This window comes from Nonomuraea sp. NPDC050691 (assembly GCF_040654455.1).
GTDB lineage: Bacteria > Actinomycetota > Actinomycetes > Streptosporangiales > Streptosporangiaceae > Nonomuraea.
The window spans coordinates 13,370-32,075 of record NZ_JBFAIA010000091.1 but is presented as its reverse complement, the minus strand read 5'-3'; the positions used below and the strand labels follow the sequence as shown (position 1 = coordinate 32,075).

General features: G+C 72.8%; 19 protein-coding genes and 2 pseudogenes. 15 read left to right on the top strand and 6 right to left on the bottom strand.

Going from position 1 to position 18,706, the window contains the following annotated elements; translation table 11 throughout:
* Together AB0H81_RS27620 and AB0H81_RS27615 are read right to left on the bottom strand one after the other, a co-directional pair.
* Nucleotides 1-1,198, bottom strand: a pseudogene (locus tag AB0H81_RS27620) (hypothetical protein); the annotation flags it as partial.
* Between the two features lie 77 nt (nucleotides 1,199-1,275).
* Nucleotides 1,276-1,779 carry an ATP-binding protein gene (locus AB0H81_RS27615; protein WP_358380377.1) on the bottom strand — a complete coding sequence of 168 codons (504 nt, stop codon included), beginning with the start codon at nucleotides 1,777-1,779 and terminating at the stop codon, nucleotides 1,276-1,278.
* A gap of 223 nt (nucleotides 1,780-2,002) precedes the next feature.
* Between AB0H81_RS27615 and AB0H81_RS27610 the strand changes: the two genes are divergently transcribed.
* From AB0H81_RS27610 to AB0H81_RS27595, 4 genes are all read left to right on the top strand, one after another.
* A complete protein-coding gene (locus AB0H81_RS27610) occupies nucleotides 2,003-2,824 on the top strand; it encodes a helix-turn-helix transcriptional regulator (protein WP_175589180.1) in 822 nt (273 codons plus the stop codon).
* Nucleotides 2,825-3,061: a DUF397 domain-containing protein gene (locus AB0H81_RS27605; RefSeq protein ID WP_113703532.1), complete on the top strand. Its 237-nt coding sequence runs from the start codon at nucleotides 2,825-2,827 to the stop codon at nucleotides 3,059-3,061. It abuts the gene before it with no gap.
* A 154-nt stretch (nucleotides 3,062-3,215) separates the two neighbouring features.
* On the top strand, nucleotides 3,216-3,470 hold the full coding sequence (locus tag AB0H81_RS27600) for a hypothetical protein (RefSeq protein WP_358380375.1): 255 nt from the start codon (nucleotides 3,216-3,218) through the stop codon (nucleotides 3,468-3,470).
* Nucleotides 3,471-3,574: 104 nt separating this feature from the next.
* The gene (locus tag AB0H81_RS27595) at nucleotides 3,575-4,351 is read left to right on the top strand and encodes a hypothetical protein (protein ID WP_358380373.1); all 777 of its coding nucleotides are present in this window, start codon (nucleotides 3,575-3,577) and stop codon (nucleotides 4,349-4,351) included.
* 1 nt (nucleotide 4,352) lies between these two features.
* Here AB0H81_RS27595 and AB0H81_RS27590 read toward each other — a convergent pair whose 3' ends face one another.
* Complete coding sequence (locus AB0H81_RS27590) at nucleotides 4,353-4,943, bottom strand: histidine phosphatase family protein (RefSeq protein WP_358380371.1); 591 nt, start codon at nucleotides 4,941-4,943, stop codon at nucleotides 4,353-4,355.
* A 58-nt stretch (nucleotides 4,944-5,001) separates the two neighbouring features.
* Between AB0H81_RS27590 and AB0H81_RS27585 the strand changes: the two genes are divergently transcribed.
* Nucleotides 5,002-5,970 (top strand): zinc-binding dehydrogenase, encoded by a 969-nt coding sequence (locus AB0H81_RS27585; protein WP_358380369.1) that lies wholly within the window; start codon nucleotides 5,002-5,004, stop codon nucleotides 5,968-5,970.
* Between the two features lie 45 nt (nucleotides 5,971-6,015).
* On the opposite strand, the gene AB0H81_RS27580 is transcribed toward AB0H81_RS27585, so the two are convergent.
* Nucleotides 6,016-6,927: a TIGR03621 family F420-dependent LLM class oxidoreductase gene (locus AB0H81_RS27580; protein ID WP_358380367.1), complete on the bottom strand. Its 912-nt coding sequence runs from the start codon at nucleotides 6,925-6,927 to the stop codon at nucleotides 6,016-6,018.
* Nucleotides 6,928-7,041: 114 nt separating this feature from the next.
* Between AB0H81_RS27580 and AB0H81_RS27575 the strand changes: the two genes are divergently transcribed.
* Both AB0H81_RS27575 and AB0H81_RS27570 read left to right on the top strand, forming a co-directional pair.
* Nucleotides 7,042-7,812 (top strand): phytanoyl-CoA dioxygenase family protein, encoded by a 771-nt coding sequence (locus tag AB0H81_RS27575; protein ID WP_358380365.1) that lies wholly within the window; start codon nucleotides 7,042-7,044, stop codon nucleotides 7,810-7,812.
* The gene (locus AB0H81_RS27570) at nucleotides 7,797-8,753 is read left to right on the top strand and encodes a phosphotriesterase-related protein (protein WP_358380363.1); all 957 of its coding nucleotides are present in this window, start codon (nucleotides 7,797-7,799) and stop codon (nucleotides 8,751-8,753) included. Before AB0H81_RS27575 ends, AB0H81_RS27570 begins: the two co-directional genes overlap by 16 nt.
* A 14-nt stretch (nucleotides 8,754-8,767) precedes the next feature.
* Here AB0H81_RS27570 and AB0H81_RS27565 read toward each other — a convergent pair.
* A pseudogene (locus AB0H81_RS27565) lies at nucleotides 8,768-9,967 on the bottom strand (RNA-guided endonuclease TnpB family protein).
* Nucleotides 9,968-10,073: 106 nt separating this feature from the next.
* On the opposite strand from AB0H81_RS27565, the gene AB0H81_RS27560 reads away from it, so the two are divergent.
* The 8 genes from AB0H81_RS27560 (at nucleotide 10,074) to AB0H81_RS27525 (ending at nucleotide 17,690) form a co-directional block, all read left to right on the top strand.
* A complete protein-coding gene (locus tag AB0H81_RS27560) occupies nucleotides 10,074-11,267 on the top strand; it encodes a cytochrome P450 (protein WP_358380361.1) in 1,194 nt (397 codons plus the stop codon).
* Nucleotides 11,264-12,091 carry an SDR family oxidoreductase gene (locus AB0H81_RS27555; protein WP_358380359.1) on the top strand — a complete coding sequence of 276 codons (828 nt, stop codon included), beginning with the start codon at nucleotides 11,264-11,266 and terminating at the stop codon, nucleotides 12,089-12,091. The genes AB0H81_RS27560 and AB0H81_RS27555 overlap by 4 nt, the downstream gene beginning before the upstream one ends.
* Before the next feature lie 117 nt (nucleotides 12,092-12,208).
* On the top strand, nucleotides 12,209-13,051 hold the full coding sequence (locus AB0H81_RS27550; RefSeq protein WP_358380357.1) for a Gfo/Idh/MocA family oxidoreductase: 843 nt from the start codon (nucleotides 12,209-12,211) through the stop codon (nucleotides 13,049-13,051).
* Nucleotides 13,052-13,250: 199 nt separating this feature from the next.
* Complete coding sequence (locus AB0H81_RS27545; RefSeq protein ID WP_358380355.1) at nucleotides 13,251-14,231, top strand: ABC transporter substrate-binding protein; 981 nt, start codon at nucleotides 13,251-13,253, stop codon at nucleotides 14,229-14,231.
* A 215-nt stretch (nucleotides 14,232-14,446) separates the two neighbouring features.
* Nucleotides 14,447-15,406, top strand: a complete 960-nt coding sequence (locus AB0H81_RS27540; protein WP_358380353.1) for an iron ABC transporter permease — start codon at nucleotides 14,447-14,449, stop codon at nucleotides 15,404-15,406.
* Complete coding sequence (locus tag AB0H81_RS27535) at nucleotides 15,403-16,329, top strand: ABC transporter ATP-binding protein (RefSeq protein ID WP_358380351.1); 927 nt, start codon at nucleotides 15,403-15,405, stop codon at nucleotides 16,327-16,329. The genes AB0H81_RS27540 and AB0H81_RS27535 overlap by 4 nt, the downstream gene beginning before the upstream one ends.
* A gap of 62 nt (nucleotides 16,330-16,391) precedes the next feature.
* Entirely contained in the window at nucleotides 16,392-17,042 is a 651-nt protein-coding gene (locus AB0H81_RS27530; RefSeq protein ID WP_358380381.1) for an adenosylcobinamide amidohydrolase, read from the top strand.
* 63 nt (nucleotides 17,043-17,105) lie between these two features.
* Nucleotides 17,106-17,690, top strand: a complete 585-nt coding sequence (locus AB0H81_RS27525) for a Uma2 family endonuclease (protein WP_358380379.1) — start codon at nucleotides 17,106-17,108, stop codon at nucleotides 17,688-17,690.
* Between the two features lie 69 nt (nucleotides 17,691-17,759).
* Here AB0H81_RS27525 and AB0H81_RS27520 read toward each other — a convergent pair whose 3' ends face one another.
* The gene (locus tag AB0H81_RS27520) at nucleotides 17,760-18,623 is read right to left on the bottom strand and encodes an alpha/beta fold hydrolase (RefSeq protein ID WP_358380349.1); all 864 of its coding nucleotides are present in this window, start codon (nucleotides 18,621-18,623) and stop codon (nucleotides 17,760-17,762) included.
* Nucleotides 18,624-18,706: the final 83 nt, after the last annotated feature.

The window sequence follows — 18,706 nt, the reverse complement described above, 5'->3', positions numbered from 1 at the left end:
CCTGCCCCCGGGCGGGCCCAAGCGCGCCACCATCACCCGGGTCAGCGAGGTGCTCGCCGATCCGCCGCAGCGACGAGCGCTCCATGCGCCACCACGCCGACAGCAGCACCCGCAGCCGCGCCGCGCCCTCGTCGAGCCGCCACCGGTCGAAGCGCTCGGTCGGCACCATGCCGCCCGCCTGCTCGTCCCAGGCCAGCAGCCGGGCCACCGCGCAGATCTCCAGCAGCAGCCGGGTCTCGTCCTCGTCGCAGCCGGTCTCCTTGGCCACGCGGCGCACCTCGCGCACGCCCACGCCGCCGGTCTTCAGCAGCGGCAGCGGCGTCTTGGAGGTGTTGTCGAGCAGGGCCGCGCACCGCTCGACCACGTGCGGCGCGGCCAGCGTCATCAGGTGGTCGACCTCTTCGGGGTCGATGGGGATGGTGGCCACCTCGGGCGGCTCGGGCGTGAACGGCGGGTGGTGGGCGGGGCCGCGCAGGCACAGCGCCACCTCGCGCGGCATCTCGGCCACGTGCCAGCTCGGCCGGTAGAGCAGGCCGTGGTCGGCGCACCACTTCTCGGCGGTGCCCGGCACGACGAACCGGTGGCCGTCGACGTCGCGGACGGGGCCGTTCCAGGCGAACGCGTCCAGCAGCTCGCGCGTGCCCTCGGGGGCGTGGCGCAGGAGCGCCGCCACGTGCGCCGGATCGGCGAGCACCTCGCTGACCCGGGTGATCGTGGCGCGCTTGGGCCCGCCCGGGGGCAGGCCGAGGCGGCGGGCCAGGGCGCGCAGGGTGTCGAGGCTGATGGTCCAGGAGTTGAGGTAGTGGTCGAGCGGCTCGCCGAGCCCCAGCGGGGCGGGCCACCATCGGGACACGGCCTCGGCCAGATGGATCACGCCGTCGGTGTCGGGCCAGGCCAGCGCGTGGTCGTGCAGCCGGCCGAGCCAGGGCGTCACCTCCGGGAGCGGCACACCGAGGAACTCCGCGACCCGCTCGGGCGTGGGACGGCGGACCACCAGGCACGCCTGGGCCAGCTCCAGGCAGGGCAGCGGCAGGCCGCGCAGCGCCTCCATGACGGCGAAGCCGTTGCACAGCCGCTGGGCGAGCGTGTCGAGCCGCCGCGGCCAGGGCGCGGCGATGGCGTCGGGCCGGTTGGCGAGAATGCGGCCGAGCCGGTCTTCGTCGAGTGTCCGCAGCCAGCCGAGCAGGTGATCATCCATCGGTCAGCACTCTCAGGGGTCGCGCGCGGGACTCACCGTGAGCCATGAGCATCCACGGTAGTGCAGATCACCCCCGGTCAGGTGAGGACTGCCCAGACGATCTTCCCTTGTGGTGCGAGCGCCGACCAGCCCCAGCGGAGACTGAGGGATTCGACGATGTGCAGCCCCAGCCCGCCGGCGTCGAGGGGGCCGGGATAGCGCAGCTCCGGGACTCCGGAGGCCGGGTCGGTGAAGGCGCTGGTGACGAGCGGCCCGCGGCGTACGAGCGACATGTGCACGGGCGGGCGGGTGCCGGGATCGGAGACGTGCAGGCCGTGGCGGAGCGCGTTGGTCGCCAGCTCGGAGACGACGAGCTCCATGTTCTCCGTGAGTTCTTCCAGCTTCCAGCCGCTCAGCGCCCCCATGGCGAAGGCGCGGGCGGCGTGCACGGAGGACGGTGTGGGGGGAAGGACGAACGTGGCGCTCGCGGAGGGGCCGGAAGCCAGCAGGTCGCGCGCCGCCTCCGGCCACCAGCCGACGGGGGGCCACCAGTCGAACGTGGTCCATTGGCCGGGAGCCAGGGTGGGTTGCACATAGATCATGATGCGGCAAACTCTCGTGCAGGTGCAAGGGCGAATGCACGTGCAGAGGGTCCGTGCAGGCGCTACGGTTTCCCTCAAATGGTCAAACCGGCGTGAAAGGGGATCTTGGCCGCGGTTGATGATCTTTCGACCGTGAAGTGACAGACTAGGTGTCAAGGAAACGACCAAGGAGCAGCGCGTGTCCATTGATCCGCCGGGTTCTGGTTCGACCGTCAGGCGCATCATGCTCGGAGCCAGCCTCCGGCGCCTCCGCGAGGCCAGCGAGCTCACCAGGGACCAGGCCGGATTCCACATCAGGGCGTCCGAGTCCAAGATCAGCCGGATGGAGCTCGGGCGCGTCGGATTCAAGACACGTGACGTCGAGGACCTGCTCACCCTGTACGGCGTCGTCGACGACGCCGAACGCCGTGCACTGCTGGAGATGGTCCGCGAGGCCAACACCCCAGGGTGGTGGCACAAGTACTCCGCCGTGCTGCCCTCATGGTTCACCACCTATGTCGGGCTGGAGGAGGCCGCGAGCGTGATCCGCACCTATGAGGTGCAGTTCGTGCCCGGCCTGCTGCAGACGGCGGCGTACGCGCGCGCGGTCTTCCAGCTCGGCAACCCCGAGGCGAGCCCCGCGGAGATAGAACGCCGCGTGCATCTGCGCATGCAGCGGCAGGAGCGTTTCACCCAGAAGGACGGGCCGCGTCTGTGGGCCGTCATCGACGAGGCGACGCTCAAGCGGACCATCGGCGGGCGGGAGGTCATGGCCGAGCAGCTCCAGCACCTGCTGGAAGTGGCCGCACTGCCCAATATCACCCTTCAGGTGATGCCCTTCAGATACGGTATGCACGCGGCTGAAGGTGGCGCGTTCAGCATCTTGCGGTTTCCCGAGTCCGATTTGTCGGACGTTGTCTATGTCGAGCAGCTCTGGGGTGCCCTATACCTGGACAAGCGTGAGGACATCGACCCGTACCTCACGGCCATGGAGCAGTTATGCGTGGAGAGCACCACGCCCGGGGGCACCGTCGAGCTCATCGGCGGTCTTCTCAGAAAGATGTAGATGAAGCAGACCTACAACGGCATGCCCGCGACCGACCTCAAGCAGGTCGCCTGGCGCAAGAGCCGCTACAGCAACTCGCAGGGCAACTGCGTGGAGCTCGCCCAGCTCCCCGACGGTGGCGTCGCGGTGCGCAACTCGCGCTTCCCCGACGGGCCGGCCCTGATCTACACCCGTGACGAGATCCGGGCCCTCGTGCTCGGGGTCAAGGACGGGGAGTTCGACGGCCTCCTCGTCTGACGCCCTCCTCATCTGACCGGCGCCCGCACGGGCCTCGCGTCCGGCGGCCCTCCCTGGACGGCGTAACCGCGTGTTAACCTCCGGCGTGCCCGCTTAACGGCGGCGCGCCGGGGGCGTAACGGCCCCGCCCCGCGAAGGGGGCAGGATGCGGTCCATGCTCGACCAGATGACCCTCTATCCGATCGCCGACGACGTGCTGTTCGCGCCCGGCGGCAAGGTCGTGATCCGCACGTACGGCGTCGCGCCGGCGGAGTCCGGCAGCGTTTCGTACCGCACCTGGGTGACCGGCCTGCGCGACCAGCCCCGCTACTGGCACTGGGGCCACTTCGAGGACGCCACGTCCGGCCACCGCCAGGTGCTGGAGTGGCTGACCGGCCGGGGGCCGCAGCCCGCCCAGGCGCTCTCCTGACCCTGCCCGTCCCTCGTCCGTCCCCTGCCCGCGCCTGCTGTGGCCGTGTTACGCTCGCGCCTGAGCCGAGCAATCGCTTGGTCGCCTGAGGTCGAGGAGACGTGGTGCGCCGGGCCATCTACCTGATCGAAGAGGTCGACTTCCGCCCCATGAACTCCCGGAAACCCCTGGAGTACCTCACCTGGCTCACCCGCTACAAACGCGAGGACGAGACCCTCGACCGCCCCACCCTGACCTCCGGCACGTCCATCAGGTCCCGCGACATCGACCTGGCCGGAGTCTTCTACGCCGTCGGCATCACCGGGCATCCCCAGTTCAAGGCCGTCACGCTGTGGGAGTGCCACGGCGGCTGGGACGGCGGCTGGCGGCAGATGATGAACATCTACCGCGGCGTGGACGACCGCCTCTTCCTGTCGGACATCGACGACCTGCGCTTCTCCGCCTTCTCCCGCCCGCTCGGCGCCGTGCCCGGCACGCCGTCGCTGGCCGACGTCGGGCGCTCCGAGTTCTACCTGTTCGAGAGCGCCCGGGTGCGGCCCGGCGCCGCCCTCGACTACCTGGAGGCCGTGCGCACCGAGCGGGCGCCGCTGATGGCCGAGCACGGGCACGAGCTGGTCGGCCTGTACGAGGTGCTGTTCTGCGACACCGAGGCCGTCACGATCTGGGGCGTCTCCCTGGACGACCATCTGCGCACCCAGCGCGCCCGCGACGCCGCCCTCGGCCTCGACGACGAGGTGGAGCCCGACGACCGGCTGCTCGGCTGGGCCAAGCGGGCCCGCGACCACCTCGACGGGCCGTGGCGCGAGACGCTGCTCGCGCCGTTCCCCGGCAGCCGGCTGTCACCTGGCTCGCCGCCTGGCTCAGCGATGCACGCGGGCTGACTCAGGAAGGGGTGACGGGGGCGTTCCACGTGACGACGACCGGCTCGGCGTGCTCGAAGCCGAGCCGCGAGTAGGTGCCCGTCTCCAGCTTGAACAGCCTGCCGTCCCGCGGCGGCAGCCCCAGCCACCGGGCCGCGATCACGCGCAGCATGTGGCCGTGGGCCACGAGCGCCACGCGGCCCTCGGCCGCCCTGGCGCGGGCGATCACCCGGTCGGCGCGCGCCCCCACCTGCTCCACCGTCTCACCGGGATGCTCGGCGTCGCCGGGGGTCACGCCGTCGCGCCACAGGTACCAGCCGGGCCGGTCCTCGCGGATGGCGGGCGTGGTCACGCCCTCGTAGCCGCCGTAGTCCCACTCCCACAGGTCGGGGTCCACCTCGTACGCGGTCAGCCCGGCCAGCTCCGCCGTGCGGCGGGCGCGCTGCGGCGGCGAGACGAGCACGAGGTCGAACGTGCACTCCTTGACCAGCGGGGCGAGCGCCCGCGCCTGCTCCTCCCCGTGGGGCGTCAGCGGCACGTCGGTGCGGCCGGTGTGCCTGCCGGTCCGGCTCCACTCGGTCTCGCCATGCCTGAACAGCAACATCTCATCCATGCCCTCCATCATCCGGCACGCTTGACCTCAACCTCGCTTGAGGGAGCAGCCTGGGGGCATGGACGCGATCACGCTGGACGCCTACGGCCCGCCCGAGAACCTCCGCCCCGTCACCCTGCCCGACCCCGAGCCGGGCCCCGGCCAGGTGCGCGTGGCGGTGCGCGCGGCGGGGGTGCACTTCATCGAGACGCTGCTGCGGCGCGGTGAGCCGGTGGGCCCGCACCCCGCGCCCGCCCTGCCGGCGGTCCTCGGCGGCGAGGTGGCGGGCGTGGTCGACGCGGTCGGCGAGGGCGTGGACCCGGCGCTGGCGGGCGCCCGGGTGGTGACCGGGGACCTGGAGTCCGGCGGCTACGCCTCGCTGGCGGTGGTGGACGCGGGCTCCCTCCTGCCGCTTCCCGCGCACGTGCCGTACGGCGTGGCGGTCGCCATGGTGACGACCGGCACCACCACGCTGGGGCTGCTGGAGCTCGCGCCGGTGACGGAGGAGGACACGGTGCTCGTCATGGCGGCGGCCGGCGGCGTCGGGACGCTGCTCGTGCAGTACGCCCGCCTGGCCGGGGCGACGGTCGTGGGGGCGGCCGGCGGGGCCGCCAAGGCTGAACGGGTCAGGGAGCTGGGGGCCGCGCTCGCCGTGGACTACCGGACGCCGGGATGGCAGGAGAGCGTGCGCGAGGCGGCCGGCGAGGTCACCGTGGTCTTCGACGGGGTGGGCGGGCGCCGGGGCGAGGAGGCGTTCGGGCTGCTGGCGAAGGGCGGGCGGCACATCGTGTACGGGCAGGCGGCGGGGGAGTGGTTCCGCCCGGCCGAGGAGGAGGTGGCGGCGCGCGGCGTCACCTCCCATGACGGGATCGGGTACCTGCTGTCCCGGCCCGGCGGTCTCGGCGACCTGACCGGGCGGGCCCTGGCGGAGGCCGCCGGGGGACGGCTGGAGCCGGCGGTCCAGGAGTTCCCGCTGCGGGAGGCGTCCGCCGCGCATCGCGCCCTGGAGGAGCGGCGCACGATGGGCAAGGTCGTCCTCACGCCCTGACGCGCCGGTACGAGGGGGCGGCCCGGCTCGTGGCGCCCTGACGGGTCAGGTGCCGGCGAGCTCCTCGGCCACGGGGGTGAGGACGCCCAGGTCGCGTTCGTGGTGGACGACGAAGTACGACAGGTCGTGCTCGTCGCGCCAGTGGCGGAGCCGGTCCGCGATGTCGCGCCGCGTGCCGAGCAGCACCTGCGGGGTGTCCTCGAGGCGCGCGCTGGCGGCGGCGCTCCACGTCTCCTCCGCCCGGCGCTCGCCGGCCTGGAGCACGCTCGTCCCGAGCTCCAGCCGGTCGTAGCGCCCGCCCGCCGCCTCGCGCACGGTCCGCAGCTTGTCCAGGTACGCCGCCAGGCCGCCGTCGCCCTCGTCCGGGCCGCTGCCGTCGCCGCGCACCCGCGTCGTCAGGTGAATGACGTCGGCCTCGCGGGCGGCGAGCCGCAGCATCCGCGGGCCTCCCGCGCCGAGCAGCAGCGGCGGGCGCGGGCGGCTGACCGGCTTGGGCCGCTGGTCGAGGTCGCGGACGCGGTAGTGGGCGCCCTCGAAGGTGAACGGCCCCTCGCCCCACAGCCCCTTGAGCACGGTCAGCGCCTCGGCCAGCCGCTCCACCCGGACCCCGGGCGGCTCCAGTGCCATCCCGGCCGAGGCGTAGTCGCCGGCCATCCAGCCCGTGCCGAGCCCCACCTCCAGCCGGCCGTCCGACAGCAGGTCGAGCGTCGCCGTCTCCTTGGCCAGCACGGCCGGGTGCCGGAAGTCGTTGGCGAAGACCAGCGTGCCCACGCGCAGCCGGGCGGTCGCGCACGCGGCGGCCGTGAGAGCGGCCACGGGCGCGAAGCGCGGCCCGACCAGGTGGTCCGGGACCAGCAGCACGTCGAACCCGGAGTCCTCCAGCCGCCTGGCCTTCTCGGCCCACTCCTTGCCGGAGCCCGCCTCGCGTATCACGGCCCCGAACCTGAACCGCCGCACCGCCCGCCTCCTCAACTCGACCAAGCGCTTGGTCGGATTGTACGCCTCGCCCGCCGGCGCCGAATCGCCCACGCCTACTTACCAAGCGCTTGCTTCAAATGCGACACTGGCCGCATGGACATCCCGGTGCGTCACGTGACGGACGACGAGATGCGGTTCTTCCACCGGAACGGCTGGGTCCGGCTCGCCAGGCTGGTGCCCCCGGACACCGTGACGGCCCTGCGCGAGCGGGCGCTGGACCACCTGCGGGCCCGCGACAAGGGTCACGCTGTCACGCTGGTGGACCGGGCGTTCGGCCAGTCGCGCGACGTCGCCGAGAGCGACGAGGCGTTCCGCGCGCTCGCGCTCAGCCCCCCGATGGGCCGCAACGCCGCCCGCCTGCTGCACGGCGTGCGCGACGTCCGCGTCCAGGTGACGAACCTGCTGGTCAAGGAGCCGGGCGAGCACGGCGCGACCGAGTTCCACCAGGACTTCCCGTGGATGCCGATGGACCGCTCGGCCATGCTCACCGTCTGGCTCGCCCTGGCCGACGTGCCCGCCGACATGGGGTCGCTGCGCTTCTACAGCGGCTCCCACCGGTACGGGGTGCTCGGGCGCAGCTTCACCCGGGCCGGCGACGACCAGCTCACCCAGCACCCGTGGCTCAAGGACCTGGAGCTGTCGCCGGCGCTCGACCTCAAGGCGGGCGATGCCACCGTCCACCACGCGCTGACCGTGCACGGGGCGCCCGCCAACCGGCGCGACACCCCCCGCCTGTCGTTCACGGTGACGTACTTCGACGCCGACGCCCTCTACACCGGCACGCCGTACAAGCAGACCGACGGGCTCGGCCTGGAGGTCAACCGGCCCTTCGACCACCCGAGGTTCCCGTGCCCGAGACCGTGAGAGGACCGGTCGCCGACCTCGGGGCGACGCTCATGCACGAGCACGTCTTCGGGCTCAGCCCGGAGATCCTGTGGAACTGGCCGGACATCCCCGAGGGCTGGGACCTGGAGACGCGCGCCCGGGAGGCGGCGGCCAAGCTCGACGCGGCCAAGGCCGAGGGCATCGACACGATCGTGGACCTCACCGTCGTCGGGCTCGGCCGCTACCTGCCGGCCGTCCAGCGGGTCGCCGAGCTGACCGACGTGCACATCGTGGCCGCCACCGGCCTCTACACCTACGACGCGCTGCCGCCGTACTTCGGCAACCGCGGCCCCGGCACGCTGTTCGGCGGCCCCGACCGGCTGGCAGAGTTCTTCGTCCGCGACATCACCGAGGGCATCGGCCGGACCGGGGTGAAGGCCGCGATCCTCAAGTGCGCCACCGACCAGCCGGGCATGACGAGGAACTGCGAGCGGGTCTTCCGCGCGGTGGCCGAGGCGCACCAGGAGACGGGCGTGCCCATCACCACCCACTCCCACAGCGCCAGCCGGGGCGGCCTGGAGCAGCAGCGGCTGCTCGCCTCCCTCGGCGTGGACCTCGGCCGGGTCGTCATCGGCCACGCCGGCGACTCCACCGACGTGGCCTACCTGGAGGAGCTGGTCGCCAACGGCTCCTTCATCGGCATGGACCGCTTCGGCATCGGCACGATCAGCCCGTTCGAGGACCGGGTCGCGGTCGTGGCCGCCATGTGCGAGCGCGGGCACGCCGGCCGCATGGTGCTCGGCCACGACTCGTACTGCTTCAACGACCGCTTCGACGCCGAGGTCGTGCGCGAGCGGCACCCCGACTACCACCTGCTGCACGTCTCGCGTGACGTCCTGCCCGAGCTGCGCAAGCGCGGCGTCACCGAGGAGCAGATCCACCAGATGCTCGTCGACAACCCGCGGAGGATCTTCGGTTGACTTCCTCCCCAGGTTCAGAGGCGGGGGATTCCGACCTTCACAGGTTGGGGTTCCTGCTTCGCGGGCGACTGTACCCGGGGGGACCCGGAGTGTCTGACGTCGCCTCCACAGGCGGACACGGCAAGACCTGCCGCCAGGATGTTCTTGGCGGCGTTGACGTCCCGGTCGTGCCGGGTGCCGCAGGACGGGCACTGCCACGCCCGGGTGCCGAGCGGAAGCTGGGTGAGCAGGTGCCCGCAGGCCGAGCAGGTCTTGGAGCTGGGCAGCCAGCGGTCGACCACGATCAGGTGACGCCCGTGTCTGGCCGTCTTGTATGCGAGCATGCGGCGGAAGGTTCCCCACCCGCAGTCGGAGATGGCCTTGGCCAGCTTGCGGTTGCGGACCATGTTGGTCACGGCCAGGTCCTCGATCACGATCACGTCTTGGTCGCGGACCAGCCGCGTGCTGGTCTTTGCCAGGAGATCCGTCCGGGACGCGCGCACCTTCCGGTGGGCGCGGGCGACCTTGGCCCTCGCCTTCCGGTGATTGCTCGACCCCTTCACCTTCCGCGCTTGGCGGCGCTGGTAGCGGGCCAGGTTGCGTTCCCGCTTGGCCAGATGACGCGGGTTCGGGATCTTCTCGCCGTCGGAGGTGACGGCGAAGTCCTTCACCCCGAGATCGACGGCAACCACGCCTCCCGAGGGCGGGAGCCGGTCGGGGGCGGCGGCATCGACGGCGAAGGAGACGTACCACCGTCCGCACGGGTCGCGGGAGACGGTCACCGTGGTCGGGTCGATCGACGCCGGGTCCACGCCGGGTCAGGACCAGACGAACGCCAGCGGCGCGTCCATCTTCGCCAGGAACAGCCGCCCGTCGCGGTAGCGAAACCCGGAACGGGTGTATTCGGCCGACTGCCGGCCGGTGCGGGACTTGTAGCGCGGGTGCCTGGCGCGTCCGGCGAAGAAATCCGTGAACGCCGCCTGCTGGTGGCGGATCGCCTGCTGCAACGGTACCGAGGACACCTCATTCAGCCACGCCAGCTCGTCGGTGGACTTCATCGCGGTGAGGTAGGCATTGGCCTGGACGAAGCCGGTCTTCGTCCGCTCACTGCGGTACCGGGCGTTCCGCCAGGCCAAGGTGCGGTTCCAGACGATGCGTACACAGCCGAACGTGCGATTCAGCACGCCGGCCTGCTCAGGCGTCGGATACGCCCGGCACTTGTACGCCGTCCTCACAGAGCAACCCTAGAAGGATCACCCAGCGCAGACAGCGCGATTACGGATGGTGTCCAGGTTTCCTCCCCAGGGCTGAGCCCGGGGTCTCCAGCCTCAAGGAGTTTCGATGATCGAGGACTTCGACGTCGCCTCGGACTGGCACGTCGCCTCGCCGTACGCGTTCCTGGCCCGGCTGCGCCGCGAGCGGCCGGTGTTCCCCAGCGAGCATCTCGGCGCGTACGTGCTCACCCGCCACGCCGACGTGCGCGCCGCGTACGGCGACCCGCGGCGCTTCTCCTCCAAGGGCTCGCTCACGATCTCCCGCAGCCTCACCCGGGAGACGCGCGACAAGCTGGGCGAGCACGGCTCGTTCCTGTCGAGCTTCGTGGCCAACGTGGACCCGCCCGACCACACCCGGCTGCGCCGGTCGGTGTCGAGGGCGTTCACGCCGCGCGCCGTGTCGGCCATGGAGGAGACGTTCCGGCGGCTGAACGAGGACCTGCTCGACCGGATCGGGCCCAAGGGCCGGGCGGACTTCGTGACCGAGATCGGGCACGAGCCGTCGATCAAGCTGACCGCCCGCTTCATCGGCGTGCCGGAGGAGGACGAGGCGTTCGTGCAGGCGCACGTGAAGGACTGGTTCCAGCTCTTCCTGTCGCCGCAGCCCCCGGAACGGCAGCTGGAGCTGGCCGACAGCTTCCTGACCTACCTCGCCTACGTGGACCGCCTGGTGGCCGCCCGGGCCGAGCGCCCGCGCGACGACTTCACCTCGCTGATGACCGCGCTCATCGGCACCGAACTGACCCACCGCGAGGTGGTGGAGCTGATCTCCACGATCCTGCTCGGCGGCAACGACACCGTGCCCAACCAGCTCGGCAACACCGTCCTGCGGCTGCTGCGCGAGAAGGCGTGGCCGGTCGAGCCGGCGCTGGTCCCGAACGCGGCCGAGGAGTGCATGCGGATCGACGGCGCCTCGCTCGGCTCGTTCCGGTACGCCGCGACCGACGTCACCCTGCACGGGGTGACGATCCCGGCCGGGTCGCTGGTGCTGCTGTCGACCGACTCGGCGGCCCACGACGAGACGGTCTTCCCGGAGCCGGAGCGGTTCGTGATCGACCGGCCCAACGCCGACGCGCACATGGTGTTCGGGTACGGGATCCACTTCTGCGTCGGGGCCGCGCTCGGGCGGCTGCAACTGCGCACGGCCCTGGAGGTGCTGGGCCGGCGGCTGCCGGGGCTCCGGCTCGCGCCCGGCCAGGAGATCGCCTACCGCCGCTCGATCGTCGGGCGCGGGCTGCCGTCGCTGCTGGTGGAGTGGTGACGGCCGGCCTGTCCCCGTCCGGCGGCCGGTTCGACGGGCGGGTGGCGCTGGTGACGGGCGCGGGCTCGGGCATCGGGGCGGCCTGCGCCGCGCGCCTGGCCACCGAGGGGGCGTGCGTAGGAGTCCTCGACGTACGGGCCGCCGGGGCCAGGGCGACGGCCGCGGCCATCCGCGGCCGGGGCGGCACGGCCACGGCCCTCACCTGCGACGTCTCCGACGAGAAGCAGGTCGCCGCCGCCGTGGCCGAGCTGCTCGCCTCGTACGGGCGGCTGGACGTCGTCCACTCCAACGCGGCGGCGCTCGGCCGCGACGTGTACGGCCGGGACCGGCACCTCGAGACCCTCGACGCGGACGTGTGGGACCGGACCATGGCCGTGAACGTGCGCGGCGCGATGCTCCTGGTCAAGCACGCCGCCCCGCGCATGGCCGACGGCGGCGCCTTCGTGCTCACCTCGTCGGTGTCGGGTCTCACGGGCGACCTGGACCACGCCGCGTACGGGACGTCGAAGGCCGCGCTCACCGGGCTCGTCCGCTACGTGGCCACCACGTACGGCGCGCGCGGGATCCGCTGCAACGCGGTCGCCCCGGCGCTGGTGCTCACGGACGCCGCCCGGCTGGCCCTCGGCCCGGACCGGCTCGCCGACAAGGCGGCCGAGCGGCTGCTGCCGTGGGCGTGCGCGCCGGAGGACGTGGCCGGCCTGGTGGCGTTCCTGGCCTCGGACGAGGCGCGCTGCGTCACGGGCCAGACGGTCGTGATCGACTGCGGCACGCTGGCGCACCGGCCGGAGCACGCCCTCCACCAGTGGCGGCTCGGCCCGCCGTAGCCCCGGCCCTCCCATGAACGCCCGCGTCCCGTGCGGCCCCCGCTCCCTCCACAAGCGTCCGTGTCCCGTAAGGTCATGAAAAATCGGGCTTTGGGAGGGTTGATGGAGCCGGTAGCGGTGGGACTGATCGGAGCCGGGCCGTGGGCGGAACGGGCGCACGCCCCCATGCTGGCCCGCGGGCCGCACACCCGCCTGGCCGGTGTCTGGGCCCGCCGCCCGGAGGCCGCCGCGCGGCTCGGCGCGCCCGTGTTCGAGCGGGTCGAGGAGCTGTTCGACGCCTGCGAGGCCGTCGCGTTCTGCGTGCCGCCCGCCGTACAGGCCGAGCTGGGTGTCAAGGCCGCCAAGGCCGGCAAGGCGCTGCTGCTGGAGAAGCCGCTCGCCGACTCCCTGGAGGCGGCCGAGCGGCTAGCCTCGGCGATCGCCGAGGCCGGCGTGGCCTCCCAGATGGTGCTGACCCTGCGCTACGCGGCCCGCACCCGGGAGTTCCTCGCGCGCTGCGCCGAGATCGAGCCGTTCGGCGGGCACGCCGCGAACATCTCCGGCGTCCTGCTCGGCGACCACCCGTTCGCGACCCCCTGGCGGCTGGAGCGCGGCGCGCTGCTCGACGTCGGACCGCACATGATCGACCTGCTCGACGCCGCGCTCGGCCCCGTCACCGGCGTCCGCGCGCACGGCGACCCGCTCGGCTGGGCGGGTCTGCTGCTGGAGCACGAGGGCGGCGCGGTCAGCGAGACGTCGCTCTGCATGACCGCCCCCGGCGAGACGCCGCCCACCTCCGTCGCCGTCTACGGCCGCAAGGGCAGCGCCCTGCTCCTGCCGGACGACGGTGACACCTTCGCCGTCGTCGCCGAGGAGTTCGCCCGCACCGTACGGCAGGGCGGCCACCCCCTCGACGCCGCCCACGGCCTGCGGCTCCAGCGCGTCATCGCCGAGGCGGAGGCGCAACTGGCCGCCCCTTGACTTCGGCCTCATCCGGAGCATTGATAGCGTTTGTCCGACGCGCAGTGCTGCAGCGAAGTCCGGTGCGAGTCCGGCGCTGTCCCGCAACTGTCATAGCCAGGTCGCCTGCCTCTGCGCCGACGTCATCAACCCTCGTGGAAAAGGGTGATCCGTCGCTCATAGCGGGTCTCTCGGTTCCGACAGTGTGAAAGGACTACTCGTGAGGCCCGTACGCACGGCCTTCGCGGGCGCGCTGCTGGGAACGCTCGTCCTGGCCGCGTGCGGCCAGACCGCCCCCACCGCCCCCTCGTCCACGGCCCCCGCCGCCTCTGGCTCCGCCGCCCCCGCCTCCTCCGCCCCCGCCTCCTCCGCCGCGGCCGGATTCCCGGTCACCGTCGAGGCCGCCAACGGCAAGGTCACCCTCGCCAAGCGGCCCGAGCGCATCGTCTCGTTGTCCGCCGCGCACACCGAGACCCTGTTCGCCATCGGCGCGGGCCCGCAGGTGGTGGCGGTCGACGACCAGTCGAACTTCCCTCAGCAGGCGCCCCGCACCGACCTGTCCGGGTTCAAGCCCAACGTCGAGGCGATCGCCGCCCAGAAGCCCGACCTCGTCATCGTCTCGAACGACATCAACAAGGTCGTCTCCGAGCTGGGCAAGCTCAACGTCCCCGTCCTGCTGGAGCCCGCCGCCACCAAGCTGGACGAGGCGTACGACGAGATCGCCGACCTGGGCGCCGCCACCGGCAACCGGCCCAAGGCCGACGAGCTCGTCACCACGATGAAGTCGACGCTCGACCAGCTCGCCGCGAGCGCGCCCAAGAACCGCAAGCTCACCTACTACCACGAGCTCGACCAGACGCCCTACGCCGCGACGTCCTCCACCTTCATCGGGCAGATCTACGCCATGTTCGGCCTGGTCAACATCGCCGACAAGGCGCCCGGCGCGGCCGGCGGCTACCCGAAGCTGTCCAAGGAGTTCGTCGCCCAGGCCGACCCCGACCTGATCTTCCTCGCGGACGTGAAGTGCTGCGGCCAGAACAAGGACGCCCTCGCCAAGCGGCCCGGCTGGAAGAACCTGAAGGCCATCAGGAACGGCCAGGTCGTCCCGCTCGACGACGACGTGGCCTCCCGCTGGGGGCCGCGGGTCGTGGACCTCGCCCAGACGATCGGCGCCGCGGTGTCCAAGGCGGCCGGCTCGTAGTGTCCCGCCCAGCGCCGCTCCGCCGCCTCGGCCGCTCCCGCCGGCCCTCGGGGTCCGCCGGGTCCGCCGGGTCCGGGTCCGCCGGGTCCGCCGGGTCCGCCGGGTCCGCCGGATTTTCCGGGTCCGCCGCCCGGCAGGCCCCGCCGGGCGCACCCGCCCCGTCCCGGGCCAGGCCGCTGTGGCTGGCCGGGGCGGCGGCGCTGCTGGCCGCGTCCATGATCGCCGGACTGCTCGGCGGCGCCGCCGACATCTCGCCCGGCCAGGTGGTGCTCCAGGCGCTCGACTGGCTGCCGCTGATCGACGTCCACTCCGGCCTCGCCCCCGTCGAGCAGGGCCTGCTGTACGAGATCCGGCTGCCCCGCGTGCTGCTGGCGGCCGTCGTGGGCGGCCTGCTGGCCGTCGCCGGAGCCGGGTACCAGGGGGTCTTCCGCAACCCCCTGGCCGACCCGTACCTGCTCGGCGCCGCGGCCGGGGCCGGGCTGACCGCGACCGTGGTCATCGTGCTGGTCCCCGCCGGGGCCGTCGCCGTCCCGGTCGCGGCCTTCGCGGGGGCCTTCGGCGGGGTGCTCCTCGCGTACGCGCTGGGCAACACCGCCGGGCGCTCCGGCGGCACCGCGACGCTCGTGCTGGCCGGGGTGGCGGTCACGTCGTTCCTGACCGCGATCCAGACGTTCATCCAGCAGTTCAAGGTCGAGGAGCTCCAGCGGATCTACTCCTGGATCATGGGTGACGTCAGCGGCGGGTGGGAGCAGGTCCGCCTCGTCCTGCCGTACGCCGCCGTCTCCTCCGTCCTGCTGCTCCTGCACGGGCGGATGCTCGACGTGCTGTCCGTGGGCGACGAGGAGGCGACCAGCCTCGGGGTGCGCGCGGGCCGGGTACGGCTCATGGTGCTCATCGCCGCCTCCCTGGCCACGGCCGCCGCCGTCGCGGTGAGCGGGCTGATCGGGTTCGTCGGGATCGTCATCCCGCACGTGGCGCGGCGGCTCGCGGGCGGCTCGTACCGGATCGTGCTGCCGCTGTCGCTGCTGGGCGGCGCCGCGTTCCTCGTGCTCGCCGACGTCGTCGCGCGCACCGTCATCGCACCGGCCGAGCTGCCCATCGGGGTGGTCACGATGTTCGTGGGCGCTCCGTTCTTCGTCGGCGTCCTGCGCCTGACCCGCCGGAGCGCCCCATGACCCGCCCCGCGCCCGGCGGCCCGTCCGGAACGCCGTCCCGCCCCGCCACCGAGGAGACCGCCACCTCGGGAACCGGCGCCCAGGAGACCACCGGTGAGGTCCCCGCCACCTCGGCGTCGGCCGTCTCGGCGCCCGCCGGACCGGTGATCGGCGCGGCGGCCGTGTCCGTGCGGCTGGGGGAGCGGCGCGTCCTCGACCGCGTGGACCTGTCCGTACGGCCCGGCGAGTGGCTGGCCGTCGTCGGCCCGAACGGCGCCGGCAAGTCCACCCTGCTCAAGGCCGTCATGGGCCTGCTCGCCCACGAGGGCGAGATCACGCTCGGCGGCCGGCCCTCGCGCGCGCTCCGCCCCCGGGACCGGGCCCGCCTCGTGGCCTACGCCCCCCAGACGCCCGCACTGCCGCCCGACATGACCGTGTTCGACTACGCCCTGCTGGGCCGCACCCCGTACATCCCGTACCTCGGCCGCGAGAGCCGCCACGACCGGGAGGTCACCGCCTCGGTGCTCGACCGGCTGGACCTGACCGGACTCGCCGCCCGCCGCGCCGGCGAGCTGTCGGGCGGGGAACGGCAGCGCGTCGTGCTGGCCCGGGCGCTCGCCCAGCAGGCGCCCGTGCTCCTCCTCGACGAGCCCACCACGGCTCTCGACCTCGGCCACCAGCAGCAGGTGCTGGAACTGGTCGACCGGCTGCGCCTCGCCGACGGCCTCACCGTCGTCACCACGCTGCACGACCTGACCCTCGCCGGGCAGTACGCCGACACCCTCCTCCTGCTCGCGGACGGGCGGGTGGCCGCGGCGGGCCGCCCGGCGGAGGTGCTCACCGAGGACCTCGTCGGCCGGCACTTCGGCGCCGGCGTGAAAGTGCAGCCGGGGCCCGACGGGCGGCCCGTCGTCCACCTCGTCCGGGGCGGGCCGCAGGCGTGAGTGTCGGCCACCGCGAGGACGCGGGCGGAGTGAGTCCCGGCCACGGGGAGGAGACGGGCGGGGTGAGGCTCGGCTACCGCGAGGAGGACGGGGCACGGCTCGGGACGCTGCTGTGGGAGTTCGGGCCGGGCTGGCGGATGATCTCCTCGGCGGTGCTCGGCGGCGGCGTCGGCCCGCGCGCCTGGGTGCTGAACGCCCAGGTCGTGGCGGGTTACTCCCGCATGGACCCGGCCGGCCACCTGGCCTCCCTGGCGCCGCCGGGGGAGGGGGTGGGCATGATGACGGCCGCCTCGGTCTCGCGCCGCGTCACGGCCTCGGACGGCGGCGTCCAGGTGGTGGCCACGGTGGGGCTGCGCGTTCCCACCTGGGCGGCGGCTCCGGAGGGCGCGCCCGATCCGGAGCTGGCCCCCATGCTCGGGCCGCCACCGGTCGGCACGATCAACATCGTGGCCGCGTTACCGGTGGCGATGACCGACGCGGCGCTGGTCAACGCCGTCATGACGGTGACGGAGGCGAAGACCCAGGCCCTGGTGGAGACGGGTTTCGCGGGCACGGGCACGGCGTCGGACGCGGTGTGTGTGGCCGTACGGGAGGAGGGAGCGGAGGAGCTCTTCGGCGGGCCGCGCTCGACCTGGGGCACCCGCCTGGCGAGAGCCGTTCACCAGGCGGTACGCGAAGGCGCCGAAGCGTGGCGACCCGATGACAAAGAGTGAGGGAAATCGGGGAAGTAGCATGTGACCGAGGGCGAGCTCCGCGACAATGAGTGGGTGACCGCGATGGCGACGACCGAACCGACCACCGGGAGCACGGTCCTTCCAGGCGTACCACCGTTCACCGTCGACGACCTGCTCAAATTCCCGGACGACGGGAATCGCTATGAGCTCTTCAATGGGAGCCTGCTGGTGAGCCCTGCCCCCACACCGCTGCACCAGCGCGTTACCGGCCGTATCTGCACCATCCTGGAGGCCGCAGCCCCTCTCGAGCTGGAGCTCCTGCAAGCGGTGAATCTCCGGGTCAGCGACGTGGACCTCTGGATCCCCGATGTGGTCGTCGTGCCCGCCGCGGCGACCGAGAGCGTGGGTTTGATGTTCTCTTCTTGCGACATCCGGCTCGCCGTGGAGGTGGTCAGCCCGAGCAGCAGGGCCCAGGACCGATCGCTGAAGGCTGGGGCCTACGCCGCCGCCGGCATCCCCGTCTACTGGCGCGTCGAGATGGACGAGGGCCCCACCGTCTACGTCTACGAGCTGGACGGCAAGACCTACGGGCCGCCGTCGGCGCACAAGGCCGGCGCCGTCGCCGACCTGCACAAGCCGTTCCCCGTCAGCTTCGACCCGGCCGACCTCATGACGCGGCGCGGCTGAGCGCGCCGTCCGCATCGGCCCGGACGCCGGTACGGGGATCGGGATCGATTCGGCGACCCGCCGCACACGTCAGCCCTGGGGAGTCCGGAGGAAGGTCAGGATGGAGTCGGTCTGGCCGAAGATCGCGTGTCCGACTCCGGGCAGGACACGCACGGCCGCGTGGGGGACGCACCGGCGGATGCGCCGGGCGGTGTCGAAGGAGTCGAGCAGGGCGTCGCGGTCGCCGACCGTCACCAGCATCGGCTGGGTCAGGCGGCGCAGCGCGTCGTCGGAGAACCTGGGCAGGTGCGCCCGGCGTGGCCTGAACTGCGTGAAGGTCAGCACCAGGTCATCGAGGATGGATTCGTCCCGCTGCCTGTCCAGGCCGGCGACGCCGCGTGCGGACCGGCGCATGCCCCGGCTCCCGAAGGGGCGGAGCAGGACGGCCTTGAGCAGCCAGGCCGACTTGGTCCTGCCCACTCCGCCGGGGCACAGCAGTGCCAGGCGGGTCACCCGGCCTGGCCTGCGGGTGGCGTAGTCCAGGGCCATCCAGCCGCCGAGGGAGATGCCGACGATCGCGGTGCTGGTGACGCCGAGCGCGTCGAGCACCTCGTCCAGCCACAGGGCGTACGCGTCGGAGTCAAGGGAGGGACGCGAGGGGGCGCTCAGGCCCGGTTCGCCGATGAGGTCGATGGCGTACACGCGGAAGTGCCGCGACCAGGCGGTGACGTCGTTGCGCCACATCGCGGTGTTGGTGCCGGAGCCGTGCAGCAGGACCACGGGCGGCGCGTGCTCGGGGCCGGAGGCGATGACGAAGGTCTCACCCTGGCGGGTGGGGATGTGGATGTGGTCGGCGGGAACCGGCCAGGTGCGCAGTGCCTCCCGGTAGCGGCGCAGGATCTCTCGCGCGCCGGCGTCCGACTTGTAGATCGACAGCGCATCGCGGTTATGCATGAAAGTACCGTAACACTCCCCCTTCTGAGGACTGAAAGGGAATACTGCGGAAGGGCAGGGAGTGATGGGCTGGAGGCGTCATC